General features: G+C 73.6%; 17 protein-coding genes. 15 read left to right on the top strand and 2 right to left on the bottom strand.

The features are described from left to right. Window positions 1-7 precede the first annotated feature (7 nt). From ACZ5Y0_RS17325 to ACZ5Y0_RS17315, 3 genes are read left to right on the top strand one after another with little or no spacing between them, the layout of a single operon-like run. The gene (locus tag ACZ5Y0_RS17325) at window positions 8-1,411 is read left to right on the top strand and encodes an aldehyde dehydrogenase family protein (RefSeq protein ID WP_469129510.1); all 1,404 of its coding nucleotides are present in this window, start codon (window positions 8-10) and stop codon (window positions 1,409-1,411) included. Next, window positions 1,408-2,190 (top strand): 3-oxoacyl-ACP reductase, encoded by a 783-nt coding sequence (locus ACZ5Y0_RS17320; protein WP_469129509.1) that lies wholly within the window; start codon window positions 1,408-1,410, stop codon window positions 2,188-2,190. Before ACZ5Y0_RS17325 ends, ACZ5Y0_RS17320 begins: the two co-directional genes overlap by 4 nt. A 27-nt stretch (window positions 2,191-2,217) precedes the next feature. Continuing rightward, on the top strand, window positions 2,218-3,273 hold the full coding sequence (locus tag ACZ5Y0_RS17315) for a DUF2510 domain-containing protein (protein WP_469129684.1): 1,056 nt from the start codon (window positions 2,218-2,220) through the stop codon (window positions 3,271-3,273). Window positions 3,274-3,283: 10 nt separating this feature from the next. Here the strand turns inward: ACZ5Y0_RS17315 and ACZ5Y0_RS17310 are convergent, their stop codons facing one another. Continuing rightward, the gene (locus ACZ5Y0_RS17310) at window positions 3,284-4,486 is read right to left on the bottom strand and encodes an amino acid deaminase/aldolase (protein WP_469129508.1); all 1,203 of its coding nucleotides are present in this window, start codon (window positions 4,484-4,486) and stop codon (window positions 3,284-3,286) included. A 1,676-nt stretch (window positions 4,487-6,162) separates the two neighbouring features. Here ACZ5Y0_RS17310 and ACZ5Y0_RS17305 point away from each other — a divergent pair. From ACZ5Y0_RS17305 to ACZ5Y0_RS17295, 3 genes are all read left to right on the top strand, one after another. Beyond that, window positions 6,163-6,969 carry a hypothetical protein gene (locus ACZ5Y0_RS17305; RefSeq protein WP_469129507.1) on the top strand — a complete coding sequence of 269 codons (807 nt, stop codon included), beginning with the start codon at window positions 6,163-6,165 and terminating at the stop codon, window positions 6,967-6,969. After that, window positions 6,966-8,168 carry a type VII secretion-associated serine protease mycosin gene (gene mycP / locus ACZ5Y0_RS17300; RefSeq protein ID WP_469129506.1) on the top strand — a complete coding sequence of 401 codons (1,203 nt, stop codon included), beginning with the start codon at window positions 6,966-6,968 and terminating at the stop codon, window positions 8,166-8,168. The genes ACZ5Y0_RS17305 and mycP overlap by 4 nt, the downstream gene beginning before the upstream one ends. A gap of 247 nt (window positions 8,169-8,415) precedes the next feature. Beyond that, window positions 8,416-9,147, top strand: coding sequence for an SseB family protein (locus ACZ5Y0_RS17295; protein ID WP_469129505.1), 732 nt, complete (start codon window positions 8,416-8,418; stop codon window positions 9,145-9,147). Window positions 9,148-9,390: 243 nt separating this feature from the next. Here ACZ5Y0_RS17295 and ACZ5Y0_RS17290 read toward each other — a convergent pair whose 3' ends face one another. Continuing rightward, entirely contained in the window at window positions 9,391-9,768 is a 378-nt protein-coding gene (locus ACZ5Y0_RS17290; RefSeq protein WP_469129504.1) for a DUF1844 domain-containing protein, read from the bottom strand. Window positions 9,769-10,151: 383 nt separating this feature from the next. Here ACZ5Y0_RS17290 and infC point away from each other — a divergent pair, with 383 nt between their 5' ends. The 9 genes from infC to ACZ5Y0_RS17245 all read left to right on the top strand — a co-directional run bounded on the left by infC (window position 10,152) and on the right by ACZ5Y0_RS17245 (window position 20,608). After that, window positions 10,152-10,853, top strand: a complete 702-nt coding sequence (gene infC / locus ACZ5Y0_RS17285; RefSeq protein WP_469129503.1) for a translation initiation factor IF-3 — start codon at window positions 10,152-10,154, stop codon at window positions 10,851-10,853. A gap of 108 nt (window positions 10,854-10,961) precedes the next feature. After that, window positions 10,962-11,156, top strand: a complete 195-nt coding sequence (rpmI, locus tag ACZ5Y0_RS17280; protein WP_003947156.1) for a 50S ribosomal protein L35 — start codon at window positions 10,962-10,964, stop codon at window positions 11,154-11,156. Between the two features lie 98 nt (window positions 11,157-11,254). Continuing rightward, window positions 11,255-11,638: a 50S ribosomal protein L20 gene (gene rplT, locus ACZ5Y0_RS17275; RefSeq protein ID WP_020938960.1), complete on the top strand. Its 384-nt coding sequence runs from the start codon at window positions 11,255-11,257 to the stop codon at window positions 11,636-11,638. A gap of 306 nt (window positions 11,639-11,944) precedes the next feature. Further along, window positions 11,945-12,790, top strand: coding sequence for a TrmH family RNA methyltransferase (locus tag ACZ5Y0_RS17270; protein ID WP_469129502.1), 846 nt, complete (start codon window positions 11,945-11,947; stop codon window positions 12,788-12,790). A 47-nt stretch (window positions 12,791-12,837) separates the two neighbouring features. Next, window positions 12,838-13,977, top strand: coding sequence for a sensor histidine kinase (locus ACZ5Y0_RS17265; protein WP_469129501.1), 1,140 nt, complete (start codon window positions 12,838-12,840; stop codon window positions 13,975-13,977). A gap of 131 nt (window positions 13,978-14,108) precedes the next feature. After that, complete coding sequence (gene pheS / locus ACZ5Y0_RS17260; RefSeq protein WP_469129500.1) at window positions 14,109-15,230, top strand: phenylalanine--tRNA ligase subunit alpha; 1,122 nt, start codon at window positions 14,109-14,111, stop codon at window positions 15,228-15,230. Beyond that, a complete protein-coding gene (pheT, locus tag ACZ5Y0_RS17255; RefSeq protein WP_469129499.1) occupies window positions 15,230-17,740 on the top strand; it encodes a phenylalanine--tRNA ligase subunit beta in 2,511 nt (836 codons plus the stop codon). The genes pheS and pheT overlap by 1 nt, the downstream gene beginning before the upstream one ends. A 222-nt stretch (window positions 17,741-17,962) precedes the next feature. Then, window positions 17,963-19,027: a PP2C family protein-serine/threonine phosphatase gene (locus ACZ5Y0_RS17250; RefSeq protein ID WP_469129498.1), complete on the top strand. Its 1,065-nt coding sequence runs from the start codon at window positions 17,963-17,965 to the stop codon at window positions 19,025-19,027. Window positions 19,028-19,267: 240 nt separating this feature from the next. Then, complete coding sequence (locus ACZ5Y0_RS17245) at window positions 19,268-20,608, top strand: transcriptional regulator (protein ID WP_469129497.1); 1,341 nt, start codon at window positions 19,268-19,270, stop codon at window positions 20,606-20,608. The last annotated feature ends 53 nt before the right edge of the window (window positions 20,609-20,661 follow it).

Raw genomic sequence — 20,661 nt, 5'->3', positions numbered from 1 at the left:
GCCCTTCTTGCCCGACCAGCCCACGTCCGACCAGCCCACGTCCGACCAGCTTTACGTCATCGATCCGGCCACCGAGGAGACCGTCGCCACCGTCCCCGCCGCCACCGAGGCCGATGTCCGCACGGCCGTCGCGCACGGCACACGGGCCCAGGCCAGATGGGCCGCCCTCGCGCCCGGCGACCGGGCCCGCCTGCTGCGCCGTTTCGCCTCGCGGGTCGACGAACACGTCGAGGAACTCGCGCGGCTGGAGGTCCGCGAGGCCGGGCACACCGTCGGCAACGCCCGCTGGGAGGCGGGCAACGTCCGTGATCTGCTCGACTACGCGGCCGGGGGAGTGGAGCGGCTCACGGGGCGCCAGATCCCGGTCCCGGGCGGCCTCGACGTCACGATCCTCGAACCGCTGGGCGTCGTCGGGATCATCGCGCCGTGGAACTTCCCGATGCCGATCGCGGCCTGGGGCACCGCCCCGGCGCTCGCCGCCGGCAACGCGGTGATCCTCAAGCCCGCCGAGACGACTCCGCTGACCGCCCTGCGGCTGGCCGAACTCGCCCTGGAGGCCGGCCTGCCGGAGGGCCTCTTCCAGGTGCTGCCCGGCCGCGGTCCCGTCACGGGCAACGCCCTGGTCGAGCATCCGGACGTCGCGAAGATCGTGTTCACCGGGTCGACGGCCGTGGGCCGACGCGTGTGGGCGAAGGGGGCCGACCGGCTCAAGCGCGTCACCCTCGAACTCGGCGGCAAGAGCCCCAACATCGTCTTCGCCGACGCGGACGTCGAGGCCGCCGCCGCGGCGGCTCCGATGTCCTTCCTCGACAACTCCGGCCAGGACTGCTGCGCCCGCACCCGCATCCTCGTCCAGCGCTCCGTCCACGACCGCTTCCTGGACCTCCTGGCCCCCGCGATCGAGTCGGTCGTGGTGGGCGATCCGTCGGACGAGGCCACGGACATGGGACCGCTGATCTCCAAGGCCCAGCTGAACCGCGTGCGTTCCTACGTGACGGACGACCTGGCCGGCATCCGCGGCAAGGCCCCCACGGGTCCCGGCTTCTGGTTCCCTCCCACCGTCCTCACCGGCATCGACCCCCGCGCGCGCGTCGCCGTCGAGGAGGTCTTCGGCCCGGTCGCGGTCGTCCTGCCCTTCGAGGACGAGGCGGAGGCGATCGCACTCGCCAACGCCACCGACTACGGCCTCTCCGGCTCCATCTGGACCCGCGACGTCGGCCGCGCCCTGCGCGTCTCGCAGGCCGTCCGCGCCGGTAACCTGTCCGTCAACTCCCACTCCAGCGTCCGCTACTGGACCCCGTTCGGCGGCTTCAAGCAGTCCGGCGTCGGCCGCGAACTCGGCCCCGACGCCCTGACCGCCTTCACCGAGACCAAGAACGTCTTCATCAGCACGGAGGGCCCCGCACAGTGACCAAAGAGATCATCTGCCGCCGGCTCGTCGGCCGCACCGCCGTCGTCACCGGGGCCGGCAGCGGAATCGGCCTCGCCACCGCCCGCCGCCTCGCCTCCGAGGGCGCCCACGTCGTCTGCGGTGACGTCGACGAGACCCGCGGCAAAGCCGCCGCCGAGGAGGTCGACGGCCTGTTCGTGAAGGTCGACGTCACCGACCCCGACCAGGTCGAGGCACTGTTCGAGGCGGCGTACGACACCTACGGCAGCGTCGACATCGCCTTCAACAACGCGGGCATCTCGCCCCCCGACGACGACTCCATCCTCGACACCGGCCTGGAGGCCTGGAAGCGCGTCCAGGAGGTCAACCTCACCTCCGTCTACCTGTGCTGCAAGGCCGCCATCCCCTACATGCGGCGCCAGGGCAGGGGATCCATCATCAACACGGCGTCCTTCGTGGCGAGGATGGGCGCCGCCACGTCCCAGATCTCGTACACGGCCTCCAAGGGCGGCGTCCTGGCGATGTCCCGCGAACTGGGCGTGCAGTTCGCCCGGGAGGGCATCCGCGTCAACGCCCTCTGCCCCGGACCGGTCAACACCCCGCTCCTCCAGGAACTGTTCGCCAAGGACCCCGAGCGGGCGGCCCGCCGTCTCGTCCACATCCCGGTCGGACGGTTCGCCGAGGCCGACGAGATCGCCGCCGCCGTGGCCTTCCTGGCCAGCGACGACTCCTCCTTCGTCAACGCCAGCGACTTCCTGGTCGACGGCGGCATCTCCGGGGCGTACGTCACGCCGCTGTAGCCCGCGCCCTACAGTGCCGGGATGAGCATGACGCCCCCGCCCGGCTGGTACGGCGACCCGAGAGCCCCCCACCAGGAACGCTGGTGGGACGGCACGGCCTGGACCGACCACCGGCGCGTCCCGCGGACCCCGGCCGCGCCGGCGGCGGAGGGCTTGGGGCCGCCGGTACCGGCCGTGACGCCGGCCTCCGAGGGCTTCGGGCCGCCCGCGGGTGCGGCCTCCGAGGGCTTCGGGCCGCCCAGGGACCCGGCCTCCGTGGGTGCCGGAGCACCGGCGGTTCCTGGCGGTCCCCCGTCCGGCGGTGGCGGCCGGTCCCGGGCCGTCGCCCCGGTGGTGGTTGCGGCCGTCCTCGTCGCGGCGGTCGTCACCGCAGCCGTCCTCCTGCGGGGGAACTACGGCCCCCGCGCGGAACCCGACGCGGCTCCGCCGGCCGGCACCTCCCCGGCGAGCGCGACGCCCCCGGACGCGTCCACTCCCGCACCCTCCGCCGACCCGTCGGCCGGCCCGTCCGCCGACGCCTCCGTCGTCGTCGACGAGCTGAACGGCATCACCCTCCCGCTGCTCGAGGGGTGGGTCCTGCCCGAACACGTCGCCGAACCCGACGTCGTCATGACCACCGACGGCACGTACGACTGCCCCGGCGGCGGCGTCTGCCGACACGGCCGGGTCATCTCCCGCACCGTCACCGACACGACCGAGACCTCGCCCAGGGTGCTGGCCGAGGCGGACATCGCCGACGCGGCCGACGACGCCTTCGACCGCGACCACGTCGGCCGGCGGCCCTTCGGCGGCATCGAGTCCCACGACGCGGTGGCCGCCGGGCAGGTCGCGGTCGCGGGCCGCGCCGGGTACTACGTCCGCTGGCGGGTCACCACCGCCGAGGGGCCCGGCGGCTACGTCCAGTCCCTGGTCTTCCCGTCCACCGTCGGCACCGAGGCCCCCGTCCTCGTCCGGTACGTCTTCGACGCGGGCGAGGACGGACCGCCGCTCGTCGACATGGACCGCATCACCAAGGGCATCCGCCCGGTCGGCGACGCGGACACGGGCGGCGGGGTCGGCAGCGGCATCGGGCCCGCGCGCTGAGCCGTACGACCTAGAGGAACGTCCGGCCCTCGCCACGGTACGTCGGCACCGTCGCCGTCACCTCGTCCCCCTCGATCAGCCGCAGCACGTCGAACCGCTCACACAGCTCACCGGCCTTCGCGTGCCGGAACCACACCCTGTCGCCGATCAGCAGATCGTCGGCCGGGGAGCCGAGCAGCGGGGTCTGCACCTCACCCGGGCCCTCCTGCGGGTCGTAGCGCAGCCCCTCCGGCAGATACGGCACCGGCAGCCGGTCGGGTCCGGCGGCACCGGAGGCGGGGTAGCCGCCGCCGAGGACGGTGACGACTCCGACACCCGGCCGCCGTACGACCGGTTGGGCGAACAGGGCGGCCGGACGGCCGCTGAAGGACCTGTAGTTGTCGAAGAGACGCGGCACGTACAGTCCCGAGCCGGCCGCGATCTCGGTGACCGCGTCCTCCGCGGCGGTGTGCTGCACACTGCCGGTGCCGCCGCCGTTGACGAACTCCAGGTCCGGCACCACGGCACGCACCGCACGCACCACCGCGGCACGCCGCTCCAATAGTTCACGGCGGGCGGTGGCCTGCATCAGTCGGATCGCACCCGACCGGAAGGGCCGCCCGGCCAGGGAGTCGCCCACGCCCGCGATGTGTCCCTCGTACGCCATGATCCCCACCAGCCGGAACCCGGGCCGCCGGCCCACCGCCCGTGCCGCGTCGGCGACCTGGGCCGGGGAGTGCAGCGGGGAACGCAGTGCCCCGACCCGGACCCGGCCGCCCAGCAGCTTCAGCGAGGTGTCCAACTCCAGGCAGACCCGCACCACTTCGTGCCCGTCGCCGCGGGCGGAGTCGATCAGGTCGAGCTGGGCGACGTCGTCGATCATCACGGTGACGGCGGCGGCCAGCTTGGGATCGCCGGCGAGTTCCGCGAAGCCGGAGCGGTCGGCCGAGGGATAGGCGAGCAGGATGTCGTCGAAGCCCGACCTGGCCAGCCACAGGGATTCGGCCAAGGTGAAGGACATGATGCCCGCGAAGCCGTCCTTCGCCAGGACCCGTTCCAACAGGGCCCGGCAGCGGACGGACTTGCTCGCGACCCGCACCGGCTTCCCACCCGCCCGGCGGACCAGATCGTCCGCGTTGGCGTCGAAGGCCTCCAGGTCCACGATGGCGAGAGGAGCGTCGAGATGGGCGGTGGCCCGGTCGTACCGGACCCGGTCGGCGGCGCGCGCAGTCATGAACGCAGCCTGCCAGACCCGATTACCGCGGGGTAGGGGGATGTTCCGGGCAGATGCCACCGGGGGCGCGGACCGGTCGCGGACTGGTTCCCGTTCGCGCAGGAACAAGCCGTAGAGTGACGCGCACGCACGGAGGACCGCTCCGGCCGGTCACCCGTGCCGGGACGCCGGTCCACCCGTGCGGGTATGCGTGCCCAGGAAGGACCGGCGGGTCCGCACCGGGGCCACTGGGCCGAGGGAACCGGCCCGCGCGGGACGACGACGCGCGGGCACGAGGAAACGGGGGGTGCATGAGCACGGAAGCACGCCGCGCCTCGGTCCCCCCGCGCCCGACGACGCCCCCGGCTCCCGCGGCCCCACCCCGCCCGTCCCACCCGCCGACTCCCCCGCACGCCCAGGCGCCCGAGCAGCCGCCCGCGGACCCGTTCGCTCCTTCGCACACGGGTCCCCGACCGCCGTCCGCTCCGCCGGCCTTCGCCCACCTGCCGCCCCCGGCCCCTCAGACGAACCCCATGCCGCCGCCGCCCGCGTCGGCCCGCTTCCCGGACACCCCGCCCCCGAGCGGCCGGCCCGGCGAAGGCCGGTCCCGCACCGAGGCGTACGGGTCCTCGGGAGGAGTCCGGCCGACGGCCCCCGACGGTGACCGCGCCGCGGTCACGCGGGCCACGCGTCCGCCGAGGCCGGGGACCACCCGCCCGGCACGCGTGGACGGTCCCCGCCCCGCGGGTGCGGACGGTGCCGCAGCCGCGGCTTCGCCGAGTGCGTGGCGCCAGGAACCGGAGACCCGCCCGGCACCCTCGCGGGGTTCCGGCCCGGCCGGTTCGGACGGCTTCGCCCCCTCAGGATCGGAGGGCGCCGGTCCGGCACGTTCCGGCATCCCACGCCCCGCCCGTCTGGACGGCACCCGCTCCACGCGGACGACCCCCACCGGTCCCACCGGCCCGGTGGCCGCCCGCCCGGCAGGCCCGGCCGCTTCCCGACCCGCACGGCCGGACACCGTCCGCCAGGCGGCCCCGGACGCCGCGCCCCCGCACGACCCGGACTCCACCGGGCCGACCGCTCGTCCCTCGGCGGGCTCGAACGCCGTGGACCCGACCGCGCCGCACGGGTCCCGCCCGCCCGGTCCGAGCGCCGCGCGCCCGACCCAGCCGTACGCCCCTCGCCCCGCCGAGCCGTACGCCCCCCGTCCTGCCGGGTCGAACGGTCCGCGCCCGGCCGGCCGGACCGCCCCACCCGCCACCGTCTCGGGGGCCGGCGGCCCGGCTCGTCGGCCCGGCGCCCAGGGCGGTGCGCCCGCCACCGCCGGTCCGGACCGCACCCCGACCCCGGCCCCCGACCCGGACGGCGCCCCACCCGCGCCCGCTCGCCAGGGGACCCACGGCGCACCGGGCACTCCCACCACAGCCCACACGCGCACCCCCACGTCCGGCACCGCCTGGACCCCCCTCCCGCGTACCTGGGCGCCCGTGCCCGGGGAGCACCGGGAGGGGCTGTCCACCGCCGTTCCCGGCCGGCACCCCGAAGGGGAAGCGCGGCCCGCCTGGAGTCCGGCGACGCCCCCGCGGCACCCGGACTTCGACGCCCCGCTCCCGACCGCCGGGGCCGGGCCCGATCCGGCGTTGTCGTGGAGTGCTCCGATGGTGCCGGGCGGAGCACCGGGGGCCACGCGGCCCGTCGTGACGTTCGCGACGCCGGAGGGATACGCCGACACCCCGCGTGCGGGGTGGACGAGGCTGCGCGGGCACACCGTCGCGGCGACCGCCTGTGCGGTGCTCGGACTCGGTCTCATCGGCGGCGCGGTCACCGGCAGCTGGCTCGTCGGCGACCCCGCGGGCGCGGGCGAGCGGGGCGCCTACGCCATCGCGGGCGGCCTGTGGCACAACGTGCCCGTCGACCAGCTGTTCCCCCCGACCGTGGCCGGTCAGGGCGCGGGCCCCGGCGGCGCCGACCGCGCCTGGACGCGGATCGCCGTCGCCCCGGACAGCGGCTGCGCCGGGGCCTTCGACCCCCTCCTCGGCAAGGCGCTCGCCCCGGTCGGCTGCACCCGCCTGCTGCGCGCGACGTACATCGACGCCACCGGCAGCTACGTCACCACCGTGGGCCTGCTGTTCACCAAGGCGGACGCGGCCGGCATGCGCGCCCTCGACACCAGGTTCGACAAGGAGGCTCTGGCCCGCCGCACCGACCTGATGCCCCGCCCGTACGCCGCGAAGGGTACGCGCGCCGCCGCCTTCGGCGACGAGCAGCGCGCCTCCTGGACGGTGTCCGTCCTCACCGACGCCCCGGTCGTCGTCTACGCCGTCTCCGGCTGGGCCGACGGCCGCACGGTCGCCACCCCGCAGTCCGCCGTCGAGGCCACCGCCTCCGGCGCCACCACCGCCGTCGCCCAGGCGGGCCTGGGCAACGAGGCGAAGGGTCTCGCCGACCGCGTCGAGCGCGGCCTGCGCAAGACCGCCGTATCTCCCTCGGAGCCGCCCTCATGAGCCGCCGCGGCGTCTGCCGCGCCGGTGTGCTGAGCTGCCTGCTGGCCGCCGCGGTCGCCCTGGTGCCGCCCACCACCGCGTACGCGGACGGCATCCGGGCCAAGCAGTGGGGACTGGAGGCCCTGCACACCGAGGAGGTCTGGCGGACCACCAAGGGCAAGGGCGTCACCGTCGCCGTCCTGGACACCGGTGTCGAGTCCGACCACCCGGACCTCGACGGCAACGTGCTGACCGGCAGGGACATGGTCGGCTTCGGCGCGGGGCCCGGCGACCGGGCCTGGGCCCGCCACGGCACCGCGATGGCCGGCATCATCGCCGGTCACGGCCACGGCTACGGCAACACCGACGGGGTCATGGGCATCGCCCCCGAAGCGAAGATCCTTCCCGTCCGGGTGATCCTGGAGGACGGCGACCCGTCCCGCGCCAAGGCGCGCAACACCCGCGGCAACGCCCTCGCCGAAGGCATTCGCTGGGCCGCGGACCAGGGCGCCGACGTCATCAACCTCTCCCTCGGCGACGACTCCGCCTCGGCCCATCCCGAACCCGCCGAGGACGAGGCCGTCCAGTACGCGCTGAAGAAGGGTTCGGTCGTCGTCGCCTCGGCGGGCAACGGCGGTGAGAAGGGTGACCACATCTCCTACCCGGCGGCCTATCCGGGCGTCATCGCCGCGACCGCCGTCGACCGCTACGGCACCCGCGCCTCCTTCTCCACCCGCCGCTGGTACGCCACGGTCAGCGCCCCCGGCGTCGACGTCGTCATCGCCGACCCGGACCACAAGTACTACGAGGGGTGGGGAACCTCCGCAGCGGCGGCCTTCGTCTCCGGCGCGGTCGCCCTCGTCAGGGCAGCCCACCCGGACCTGACCCCGGCGCAGATCAAGAAGCTGCTGGAGGACACCGCCCGCAACTCTCCCACCGGCGGCCGCGACGACTCCCGCGGCTTCGGCTTCATCGACCCGGCCGCAGCCGTCAGGGCCGCGGCCGGCCTCGAACCCGAGGGCCTGCGGGCGGCGGCGTACGGCGAGGAGTACTTCGGCCCCGGCCCGGACGAGGCACAGGCCGACGACGACACCTCGGGGTGGGCCGGTCCGCTCGCGGGCGGTACCGGGGGAGTGCTGCTGCTGGCCGCAGTGCTCCTGTGGCGGGGCCGTCGCAGCCGCGCCCAGGAGGACCGGCAGCAGCGGTACGAGGCCTTCTAGACCCCGTTACCGGCCCGTCGGCCCGCTTCCGGCCAGGCAGCGGTGACCCCCAGCCTTCGCCGCCGCCTCCACCGGAGCGACCCCCTTCGCCGGACTCGCGACGGCCGTCCCGACAGCACGGCTGTCCGGCGGTCCTGCCCGCCGGACGTCACCCGGCCGAAGCCGTTGACGTCCCACAGCCCCGTCGCCGTCCCGAACACCCGCCCCGCACAGCCCCGCCGATTTCCCCCGGATAGGGTCGGTGACCGTGGCGAACAAGAACATTCCCGACCCCGGCTTCTCCGACGACGACGGCTCCGCCGACCCGGCGCTGAGCGCGGCGCTCGCCGCCTGGGCCGAGGACCGCACGGCCGTGGGACCCGTGCTGGAGGCGCTCAAGGGCGCCCGGCTGCTCGTCCCCGTCGTCGCCGTGCTCGGGGAGGTGGAGGAGGACGAGAACGGGCTGCGCCGCGAGAAGACCAGCGACATGGCCGTACCGACCCTGAGGGCGGGGCACCGCACCGCGCTGCCGGCCTTCACCTCCACCGCGTCCCTCGCCCGCTGGGACCCGCGGGCCCGTCCCGTCGCCGTACCCCTGCACCAGGCGCTCCGGGCGGCCGCCCACGAGAAGGCCGACACGGTCGTCCTCGACATGGCGGGGCCGATCGCCTTCGAACTGACGGGACCCGCGCTGCTGGCGCTCGCCGAGGGCCGCACCACGACCGATCCGCTGGCGGACCCGGCGGTCGTCGAGGCCGTACGGGCTGCGGTCGCCAGCGAACCGACCGTCCTGCGCGCCCACCTGGTGCCCGGCCGGGCCGACGGCACCCTCGCCCTCGTCCTGGCCCCGGACGCCGCTCCCGCGGAGGCCGTACAGGCCGTGGCGGGGCGCATCGCCGCCGACGAGACGCTGAGGGCCCGCCTGGTGCGCGGCCTCGACCTGGCACTCCTGCCGGCCGGAACCACCCCTCCGGGCGAGCCCCTCTACGTCCGCGACTGACGAGCTGGATGCAGGGTCTGTCGTTCGGATCAGGCCAGGCCGTCAGACCGGCTCGCGGGGACCGGCACCGTGCCTGGCCGCGTTCCCGCCGGCCGCCGGGTCTCCGCCCCGACTGCCTCGTCCGCCCCGCGATGCCTCCCACTGCCCGAAGGGCGCGCAAGGCCTCCAGCCCCGGACCCCCGGGACCCCGCCCCCCGGCCAGGCCTGTCTCCGAGGACTCCGGCCTGATCCCGAACGGAAGACCTAGCCGTAGACCGGTCCGGTGTACTTCTCGCCCGGACCCTGGCCCGGCTCGTCGGGAACGAGCGACGCCTCGCGGAAGGCCAGCTGGAGCGACTTGAGGCCGTCGCGCAGCGGCGCCGCGTGGAAGGAGCTGATCTCGGTCGTGCTCGCGTCCAGCAGGCCGGCCAGAGCGGTGACCAGCTTGCGGGCCTCGTCCAGGTCCTTGTACTTGTCGCCCTCCTCGGTCAGACCGAGTTTCACGGCGGCCGCGCTCATCAGGTTGACGGCGACCGTCACGATCACCTCGACCGCCGGGACCTCGGCGATGTCGCGGGTCATCTCGTCGAAACCGGCGGTGCCGGAGGGCTCGGGGCTGTCCGAGGGGGAGGTCTCACTCATGCCCCACACGATAGGGCCCGCCGTGCGCCCTCTTGACAGCAGGAGGCAGGCGGCACCGGATTCGCGCACGCCTGCTCAAGCTGCTAATGTCAGGTAACGACCGGTCGGACACGCGTGCCCCTCAGCAGGCGGATCCGGCCCACAAGTGGAGGCTCCGAACTCCCACCCGACCACCCTCCGGGGCGGCGGGTCACCCCGGTCAGGCGGCCACCATCGTTCCGTACGGACGATGGAGTCGCCCGGTAGTGCGCCCCGCGATCCTCGCGGCGGTGCTCCGGTAGTGCTTGGAGCCCCGCGTGTGATCCTCCGGGGCATTTTTTGTGCTTCGGCGGGGTTGTCAACCAAACGAACACAGACGTTACGCGGCCGTTCGCCAGACTGCCGTGTGGTGCTACCGAGGAGGATCCATCAGCGCCGAGCCCCGCATCAACGACCGGATTCGCGTTCCCGAGGTGCGACTTGTCGGTCCCAGTGGCGAGCAGGTGGGCATCGTCCCCCTGGCCAAGGCACTGGAGCTTGCGCAGGAGTACGACCTGGACCTGGTCGAGGTCGCGGCAACCGCCCGCCCGCCGGTCTGCAAGCTCATGGACTACGGGAAGTTCAAGTACGAGTCGGCCATGAAGGCCCGTGAGGCGCGCAAGAACCAGGCGCACACGGTCATCAAGGAGATGAAGCTCCGGCCGAAGATCGACCCGCACGACTATGACACCAAGAAGGGTCACGTCGTCCGGTTCCTCAAGCAGGGCGACAAGGTCAAGATCACGATCATGTTCCGCGGTCGTGAGCAGTCCCGCCCGGAACTGGGCTACCGACTGCTTCAGCGTCTCGCGGAGGACGTCCAGGACCTCGGGTTCATCGAGTCGAACCCGAAGCAGGACGGCCGGAACATGATCATGGTTCTCGGTCCGCACAAGAAGAAGACCGAGGCGATGGCCGAGGCTCGTCAGGCGCAGGAAGCCCGCAAGGCCGAGGCGAAGGCCAACCCGGGCCGCTCGCAGAACGCCGCGGACTCCGACGCCGTCAACGCCGAGGAGTCCGAGGACTCTGTGCAGTCCGCGTCTGCCGAGGCTTCCGCCGAGGCGTGACCCCGGGGACGTCAGTCCCAGGACGTAACCGATACAAGCGACGCTCCACCTGTGCCCGGTTCTCACGGCCGGGCACCGGAGCGCCACCGACGAGGAGAGAACGGCGCTATGCCGAAGAACAAGTCGCACAGCGGTGCCAGCAAGCGCTTCAAGATCACCGGCTCCGGCAAGGTGCTCCGCGAGCGTGCCGGCAAGCGCCACCTGCTCGAGCACAAGTCGTCGCGCCTGACGCGTCGCCTCACCGGCAACGCCGAGATGGCCCCGGGCGACGCCAAGAAGATCAAGAAGCTTCTCGGCAAGTGACGTACGGGCGCCTGCCGCCGTACGTACGTCTGAACCGGGACCCAATCGTTTCCGGGCCGTGTGAGTTCAACCGCGGCCCCGCTACAAGGAGTTAAAAAGTGGCACGCGTCAAGCGGGCAGTCAACGCCCACAAGAAGCGCCGGGCGATCCTCGAGGCGGCCTCCGGCTACCGCGGTCAGCGTTCGCGCCTGTACCGCAAGGCCAAGGAGCAGGTCACCCACTCGCTGGTCTACAACTACAACGACCGCAAGAAGCGCAAGGGCGACTTCCGCCAGCTGTGGATCCAGCGCATCAACGCCGCTGCCCGCGCGAACGGCATCACCTACAACCGCTTCATCCAGGGTCTGAAGGCCGCGAACGTCGAGGTCGACCGCAAGATCCTGGCCGAGCTGGCCGTGAACGACGCGAACGCGTTCGCCGCGCTCGTCGAGGTCGCTCAGAAGGCGCTGCCGTCGGACGTGAACGCGCCGAAGGCTGCGTGACGCTGCGCCGGCTGAGCCGGAAGTGACATGACTCGGACCCGCAGGCGACCCGCCTGCGGGTCCGAGTGCGTCCGGCCCGGGTTCTCCCCTGCCCCCGACCGGCCCGGGTTCTCCCCTGCCCCGACGCCCCTTCGTCCCAACCCGACGGCAGCGCCCCCGGACCCTCCTTCCGGCCTGAGGATCACCCCTGCGAGGGGGTGGACGAGCGGGGTGCGGGACGAGGCCGCCGGACGGGAGGGGACGGGGCGGCGGGGGGCGACCAGACCGGGCCCCGCCCCGACCCCTGCCAACCCACCGAAGGTGAAGATGTCCGCCACCCCCGACCTCATCTCCCCCCGCTCCCCCCGTGTCTCCGCAGCCAGGCGCCTCGCGCGACGGAACTTCCGGGGAAAGGAACGGCTGTTCCTCGCGGAGGGCCCGCAGGCCGTACGGGAGGCTGCCGCGCACCCGGACACCCTCGTGGAACTGTTCACCACCCCCGAGGCCGCGGAGCGCCACGCCGACATCATCGGTGAGGCCCGCGACGCCGGCGCACGCGTCCACCTCGCCGACGGGCAGGTCATCGAGGACATCTCCACCACCGTCACCCCGCAGGGCCTCGTCGGTGTCTGCCGGTTCGTCGACACCCCCTTCGACGACATCCTCGCCGCCCGCCCGAAGCTCGTCGCCGTCCTCGCGCACGTCCGGGACCCCGGCAACGCCGGCACCGTCCTGCGCTGCGCCGACGCGGCAGGCGCCGACGCCGTCGTCCTCACCGACGCCTCCGTCGACCTGTACAACCCCAAGGCCGTACGGGCCTCGGTCGGTTCGCTGTTCCACCTACCGGTCGCCGTCGGCGTCCCCGTGGAGCGGGCCGTGGCCGGCCTCCGGGACGCCGGGGTGCGCATCCTCGCCGCCGACGGCGCGGGCCAGGACGACCTCGACCACGAGTTGGACCGGGGCACCATGGGCGGGCCCACCGCGTGGGTCTTCGGCAACGAGGCCTGGGGACTGCCGGAGGAGACCCGGTCCCTCGCCGACGCCGTGGTGCGCGTCCCGATCCACGGGAAGGCCGAGAGCCTGAACCTCGCCACCGCCGCGGCCGTATGTCTCTACGCGTCGGCCCGAGCACAGCGCGCCTCCGGAGGGTGCCGCTCCGTCACCGAGAGCTAGTAGGGTGACCCACTCGGGGGTCCTCGTCTGGGAGGTGGGGTACGGGGATGAGTGTCGGCACGAGCAGGGCGCCGGGAACCAGTGGACCGGAGCGCCCGCCCGCGGCCCGACCGGCCGGTGACCTCGCCGGACTCGGCGTCGACCCCGACGACCTGCCCGACGGGCTCGTCGTCGCCGACGAGCACGGGTACGTCGTCTGCTTCAACGCCGCCGCCGAGCGCATCACCGCCGTACCCGCCGCCGAAGCCCTCGGGCAGCGGCTCGACAAGGCCCTGCCGCTGGAGGACCTCGAAGGCCGGCGCTGGTGGCAGCTGACCGATCCGTACAGCGGTCTCGCCATCCGGGTGGGCCAGCCCGAGCGGAACCTGCTGCTGCCCGGCGGGCGCGAGGTCCTCGCCTCCGCCCGGTACGTCCGCAGCGAGCCCACCGGCCCCGTCCGCCGCGTCGTCGTCTCCCTCCGCGACACCGAGGCCCGCCGCCGCACCGAGCGCAGCCACGCCGAGCTGATCGCCACCGTCGCCCACGAGCTGCGCTCCCCCCTCACCTCCGTGAAGGGCTTCACCGCCACCCTCCTCGCGAAGTGGACGCGGTTCACCGACGACCAGAAGCGGCTGATGCTGGAGACGGTCGACGCCGACGCCGACCGCGTCACCCGGCTCATCGCCGAGCTGCTCGACATCTCCCGGATCGACTCGGGCCGGCTGGAGCTGCGCCGCCAGCCCGTCGACATGGGCGCCGCCGTCGGACGGCACATCCAGGCGTACGTCGCCGCCGGCCAGCCCGCCGACCGGTTCCTGCTGCGCCTCGAGCAGCCCCTGCCCGCCCTGTGGGCCGACCCGGACAAGGTCGACCAGGTGCTCAGCAACCTCATCGAAAACGCGGTGCGGCACGGCGAGGGAACCGTCACCATTGACGTCATGCCCGCCCCGTCCCCCCGCGAGGGGGAGGACACCGGCACGTCGGTCATCGTGAGCGACGAGGGCACCGGCATCCCGGAGGAGTCCATGAACCGCGTCTTCACCCGCTTCTGGCGGGGCAGCAAGCGCGGCGGGACAGGCCTCGGGCTGTACATCGTCAAGGGGATCGTCGAGGCCCACGGCGGCGTCATCACGGTCGGCCGCGCCGCCGGCGGCGGCGCCGAGTTCCGATTTACGTTGCCCGTGGCGGCCCCGGCCTATCTGGCCTAGCCCCCGCGGGCGCATCCGCACGTCCTCACCCCGTTAGACTCGGCCTTTGGCACCTTCGTGTCCCATGGACGGCCCTCCGAGTGAGTCGGTGACGGGGACCTTCAGCCAGCCAATCGGAAGCACGGGAAGAGATGTCGGCACCGAATAAGTCGTACGACCCTGTAGAGGTCGAGGCCTTGAAACCGGAAGAGATCGAGCGCATGCGGGACGAGGCGCTCGCCGCCTTCGCCGCCGCGGACTCCCTCGACGCGCTCCAGGAGGCCAAGGTCGCCCACACCGGCGGCGCCTCCCCGCTGGCCCTCGCCAACCGCGAGATCGGCGCACTGCCCCCGCACGCGAAGGCCGCCGCCGGCAAGCTCGTCGGCCAGGCCCGCGGCGCGGTGAACAAGGGCCTCGCCGCCCGGCAGGTGGAGCTGGAGGCCGAGCGCGACGCGCGCGTCCTGGTCGAGGAGGCGGTGGACGTCACGCTGCCCCACGACCGGGTGCCGGCCGGCGCCCGCCACCCGCTCACCACGCTCTCGGAGCGCATCGAGGACGTCTTCGTCGCCATGGGCTACGAGGTCGCCGAGGGCCCGCAGGTCGAGGCCGAGTGGTTCAACTTCGACGCCCTGAACATCGGCCCGGACCATCCCGCCCGCGGCGAGGCGGACACGTTCTTCGTGCAGGGCCCGCAGGGCGGCACCGAGTCCGGTGTGGTGCTGCGCACCCACACCTCGCCCGTGCAGATCCGCTCGCTGCTGAGCCGTGAGCTGCCGGTGTACGTGATCTGCCCCGGCCGCGTGTACCGCACCGACGAGCTGGACGCCACGCACACGCCCGTCTTCCACCAGGTCGAGCTGCTCGCCGTGGACGAGGGCCTGACCATGGCCGACCTCAAGGGCACCCTGGACCACATGGTCCAGTCGCTGTTCGGCGAGGGCATGAAGACCCGGCTGCGCCCGAACTTCTTCCCCTTCACCGAGCCGTCCGCCGAGATGGACATGGTGTGCTACGTCTGCCGCGGGGAGTCCGTCGGCAACCCCGACCGGCCCTGCCGCACCTGTTCCAGCGAGGGCTGGATCGAACTGGGCGGCTGCGGCATGGTCAACCCCAAGGTGCTGACCGCCTGCGGCGTCGACCCGGAGAGGTACAGCGGGTTCGCCTTCGGGTTCGGCATCGAGCGGATGCTGATGTTCCGCCACAACGTCGAAGACATGCGAGACATGGTCGAGGGTGACGTCCGGTTCACCCGGCCGTTCGGGATGGAGATCTGATGCGGGTCCCGCTTTCCTGGCTGCGGGAGTACGTCGACCTGCCGGCCACCGAGACCGGCCGTGACGTCCAGGCCAAGCTCATCTCGGCCGGCCTCGAGGTCGAGACGGTCGAGCAGCTCGGTCACGACCTCAAGGGCCCCCTCGTCGTCGGTCAGGTGCTGACCATCGAGGAGCTGGAGGGCTTCAAGAAGCCGATCCGCTTCTGCACCGTCGACGTCGGTCAGGCCAACGGTACGGGTGAGCCGCAGGAGATCGTCTGCGGCGCCCGCAACTTCGCCGTCGGCGACAAGGTCGTGGTCGTGCTCCCCGGCGCGGTCCTCCCCGGCGACTTCGCGATCGCCGCCCGCAAGACGTACGGCAAGACGTCCCACGGCATGATCTGCTCCGGCGACGAGCTGGGCATGGGCGACGACGGCAGCCACGGCATCATCGTGCTGCCGCCGGAGACCGAGGTCGGCAGGGACGCCATCGAGCTGCTCGAACTGGTCGACGAGGTCCTGGACATCGCCGTCACCGCCAACCGGGGCGACTGCCTGTCCATCCGCGGCGTCGCCCGCGAGACCGCCATCGCCTACGGCCTGCCGCTGCGCGACCCGGCCCTGCTCGACGTGCCCGGCCCGAACGCCTTCGGCTACCCGGTCCAGGTCTCCGAACCGGCCGGCTGCGACCGCTTCACCGCCCGCACCGTCACCGGCCTCAGCCCCGAGGCACGCTCCCCGATCTGGCTCCAGCGCCGGCTCCAGAAGGTGGGGATGCGCCCGATCTCGCTCGCCGTCGACGTCACGAACTACGTGATGACGGAGCTGGGCCAGCCCCTGCACGCCTACGACCGCACCCTGGTCCAGGGCACCATCGGGGTCCGCCGCGCGGCCGAGGGCGAGAAGCTCGTCACCCTCGACGGTGTCGAGCGCACGCTGCACGCCGAGGACCTGGTCATCACCGACGAGCGCGGCCCCATCGGCCTCGCCGGGGTCATGGGCGGCGCCAACACGGAGATCGCCGACCACGCCGAATCCGAGGGAACGACCGACGTCGTCATCGAGGCCGCCCACTTCGACGCGGTCTCCATCGCCCGTACGGCCCGCCGCCACAAGCTGTCCTCCGAGGCGTCCAAGCGCTTCGAGCGCGGTGTCGACCCGCAGGCGTCGTCGGCGGCCGCGCAGCGCACGGTCGACCTGCTGGTGCTGCTCGCCGGCGGTACCGCCGAGGCCGGTGTCACCGAGGTCGTCGCCCCGTCCGCGCCGCACACCATCACCGTCCCCGCCGACCACCCGGACAGGGTGGCCGGTGTCGAGTACGGCCGGGAGACCGTCGTACGCCGGCTCCAGGAGATCGGCTGCGACGTGTACGGGCAGGACGAGCTGATCGTCACCGTGCCGTCCTGGCGGCCCGACCTCGGTGAGGCCAACGACCTCGCCGAGGAGGTCATCCGACTGGAGGGTTACGAGAACCTGCCCTCCACGCTGCCCAAGCCCCCGTCGGGCCGCGGCCTCACCCACCGCCAGCGGCTGCACCGCCGCGTCGGTCGCGCGCTGGCCGGTGCCGGTTACGTCGAGGCGCCGAACTACCCGTTCGTCGGCGAGCAGGTCTTCGACCAGCTCGGCCTGGCCGCCGACGACCCCGCCCGCCGCGTCGTCAGGCTCACCAACCCGCTCAACGACGAGGAGCCCGCGCTCCGTACGTCACTGCTGCCGGGCCTGCTGGCCGCGCTCCGGCGCAACGACGGCCGCGGCGCGCACGACCTGGCCCTCTTCGAGACCGGCCTGGTCTTCCTCCCGCGCGAGGAGCAGCGTGCCGCCGGTCAGCTCCCGGTCGACCGCCGTCCGACCGACGAGGAGATCGCGGCGATCGACGCCGTGCTGCCCGAACAGCCGCGCCATGTCGCCGTCGTCCTCGCGGGCGCCCGCGAGCAGGCCGGCTGGTGGGGCAAGGGCCGCCCGGCCGACTGGGCCGACGCCGTCGAGGCGGCGCGGACGGTCGCCCGTGAGGCGGGCGCCGAACTGATCGTCCGCAAGGGCCAGTACGGCCCCTGGCACCCGGGCCGCTGCGCCGAGCTGGTCGTCGTCGCCGACGGCACCGAGCGGGTCGTCGGTCACGCCGGGGAACTGCACCCGCGCGTGCTGAAGGCCCTCGGCCTGCCGCCGCGCACGTCCGCCATGGAGCTGGACCTGGACGTCCTGGAGCAGGTCGGCGACGACACGCCCCAGGCGCCGGTCATCTCCACCTTCCCGGTCGCCACGCAGGACGTCGCACTCGTCGTCGACGCGTACGTCCCGCACGCGGACGTCGAGGCCGCGCTGCGCGAGGGCGCCGGTGAACTGCTCGAGGGAATCCGGCTGTTCGACGTCTACGAGAACGCGGAGCAGCTGGGTGACGGTCGCAAGTCGCTCGCGTACGCGCTGCGTTTCCGTGCGGGGGACCGGACGCTGACGGTCGACGAGGCGTCGGCCGCCCGGGACGCGGCGGTCGCCCTCGCCGGCGAGCGGACCGGGGCGGTCCTGCGCGGCTGATGCCCTGTGCCGGGCGCGGCTCGTCCGTGATCGGTTACGTGGTTCCCCGGCCCCTGCGGGGTGCGGGGGCCGCGCCCCGGCACCCCGCAGCGCGCATCTCACCCGTTCGGGTGAGTTCCCCCTGTGATCCGGTCCTCCGGGCCACGACATCGACAGAATCAGACCGGCCTTTCGGGGCCGGTCTGTCTGCGCTGTACCGGCCTAGATGGGGGGCCATCCGACATGTTCGGTATCAGGCGGCCGTGGTGCCGGGCCCTCTCGCTGGGGTTGCCCACGGCCTGGGGCGCCGCGGCGATCGTCTACAAACTGACCTGCCCGCTGGCCCGGCAGGAGGGGCTCGGCGCCCGGCTTGTCACCAGCGCCGTCTTCTTCGTCGTCGGCATCGGGCTGATCCAGCACGTCCGGCGGACCCTGCTGCGCGAGCTGAAGCAGGTCCGCCGGGTCGCCGGGGCCGCCCAGAGCGTGCTGTTGCGCCCCCTGCCGCCGCGTGTCGAAGGGCTGGACGTGGCCGCGGCCCAGCTCTCGGCGGACCGCGGCGCCTCCGTCGGCGGCGACCTGTACGAAGTCGTCGCCACCGAACACGGTGTACGGGTCGTCATGGGCGACGTACGCGGGCACGGGCTCCCCGCGCTCGGGACCGTGGCCGCGCTCCTCGGCAGCTTCCGCGAGGCCGTGCACGACGAGCCGGACCTCGACGCTCTGCTGCGCCGACTGGAGCGTGCGCTCGCCCGGCACCTGCGCCAGCGCCACCGCGAGGAACATCCCGCGAGCGGCCGGACGCCCGACACCCCGGCCGCCGAGGAGTTCGTCACCGTCCTGCTGCTGGAGATCGACGCGGAGGGCGGCGTACGCGCCCTGAACTGCGGGCATCCGTGGCCGTACGTGCTCCGTGGGACGCAGGTCGGGCCGCTGGCCCGAGCGGATCCGCTGCCGCCGCTGGGCCCCTTCCCGCTGCCGGCCGAACTGCCGACCACGCACTGCGGCCGCCTCGGCGGGGGCGAGTCCCTGGTCCTCTACACGGACGGCGCGGAGGACGTGCGGGACACGAGAGGCCGCTTCTTCCCGCTGGCGGAGACCCTGGCCAAGGCGGTCCACGACCACCCGGTCTCACCCGACCAGATCCTGCGCACGGTCCTGAGCGCACTCCTGCGCCACACAGCGGGCAGACCGACGGACGACGTCGCGTTACTGGTGCTCCGCAACGACCGCGCACACCCGTCGGCCACAGGGGCGCGGGGAAGCGGGCGACCAGCCAGGACGCACCCGCAGCCGACGACCCGCCCATGACCGCGACGCACCGCGAGTCTCCGGCCGGGCCCCCCGGGGCGAAACGCCGGGCCGCCGTTCGATGAGGGGGAGCCGACGGCCCGGCCGACCTCTTTCGAGGCATTTCAGTCAACCGGCCACGAACACAGCGCGACAGCGCGCGCACGGTGCGGATGCGCGCACTCCGTTCACACCCCGTGTGAAGAGCCACCCGCTACCGTGAGTGGCGCCGTCGGCACCGAACCATCCGGGGGGCACCTCATGCAGCCCAACATCCTGCTCGACGCCATCCTGGACGAGGCGGGCGTCTCGCACGCGGGCCTCGCCGCCCACGTCAACCAGGCGGGCCGCGCCCGCGGGCTCGTGCTGCGGTACGAGCACACGGCCGTCGCCCGGTGGCTCAGGGGCCAGCGCCCGCGCGGACAGGTGCCCGACCTGATCTGCGAGGTGCTCGCCCGCAGGCTGCGCCGGCCCGTCACCCTCGACGACATCGGGCTCGGCGTGCCCGGCGGACACGCGGCCCCGCACGGCACCTCGCTGTCCGGGTTCGTGGAACGGGCCACCGCCCTGTGGCGCTCCGACGAGCAGCAGCGCCCGCACGTCCTGGGCGCCCCCGCCGTCACCGGCACGCCCGCCGTGATGCCGGTGTGGGAGTGGGAGAACCCGCCCGAGGACGTCGACGTGTCCCGCGGCGGCCGGCACCCTGTCACCCCCGCGGACATCGAGACGCTGCGCGCCGCCCGCGCCCACTACGAGCAGATGTACCGCAAGGCCGGAGGCGTGGCGACCCGCAACCGCATCGTCGGCTTCCTCGACGCGGAGGCGGCCCCCCTGCTGCGCGGTGGCTACACCGACGCCACCGGACGGCAACTGCACCGGGCCACGGGCGGACTGGTGGCGATCGCCGGCATCTGCGCGTACGACTCCGACGCGCACGGGCTGGCCCAGCGTTACTTCCACCATGCGCTGCGGCTGGCGAAGGCCAGCGCAGACCGGGGACTCGGCGCGTACGTGATCGCGCTGCTGGTCAACCAGTCGCTGTTCATGCGGGAGTTCCGGCAGGCCGTCGCCTTCGCGGAGGCCGCCCTGCGCACCGTCGGCAACGACGTCACCCCCGCCCTCGCCTCCGACCTGTACGCGATGCAGGCGAAGGCGTACGCCCATCTCGGCGACGGCACCAGCGCCCTGTCGTGCATCCGGCGTGCCGAGGCCGCCGCCGACCGCATCCGGCGCGGCACCGAACCGGACGAGACGGGCTATGTCCAGCCGGGACTGGTCAATGTTCAGGTGGCGGAGGCCCTGCTGAGCCTCGGTGACGTCACCGCGGCCGCGGAGCACGCCGCGGCCGCCGTCGACACCCCGGCCCACGACCGGGGCCGGGTGCACCGGCTCGCCATGCTCAGCACCGTCGAACTGCGCCAGGGAAACGCCGACAAGGCGGTGGCAACCGCCGTGCTGATGGCCGAGCAGGCACGCGGGATGGAGTCCCAGCGTCTGCGCGACAGACTCCGGACGGTACGCGAACACCTGGTGCGCAGCGGATGCGCGGGCACGGCGGAGGCGGCCGAACTCATCGACGGCGCCCTGCGCGTACCGCTGTAGCGACCGGCGTGCCACAGTTCCTGCTGCGATATTGCCATCTACTCGACGGAAGG

The sequence above is a fragment of the Streptomyces sp. NPDC033216 genome, from assembly GCF_055577115.1.
This window is presented reverse-complemented; position numbering and strand designations above follow the sequence as displayed.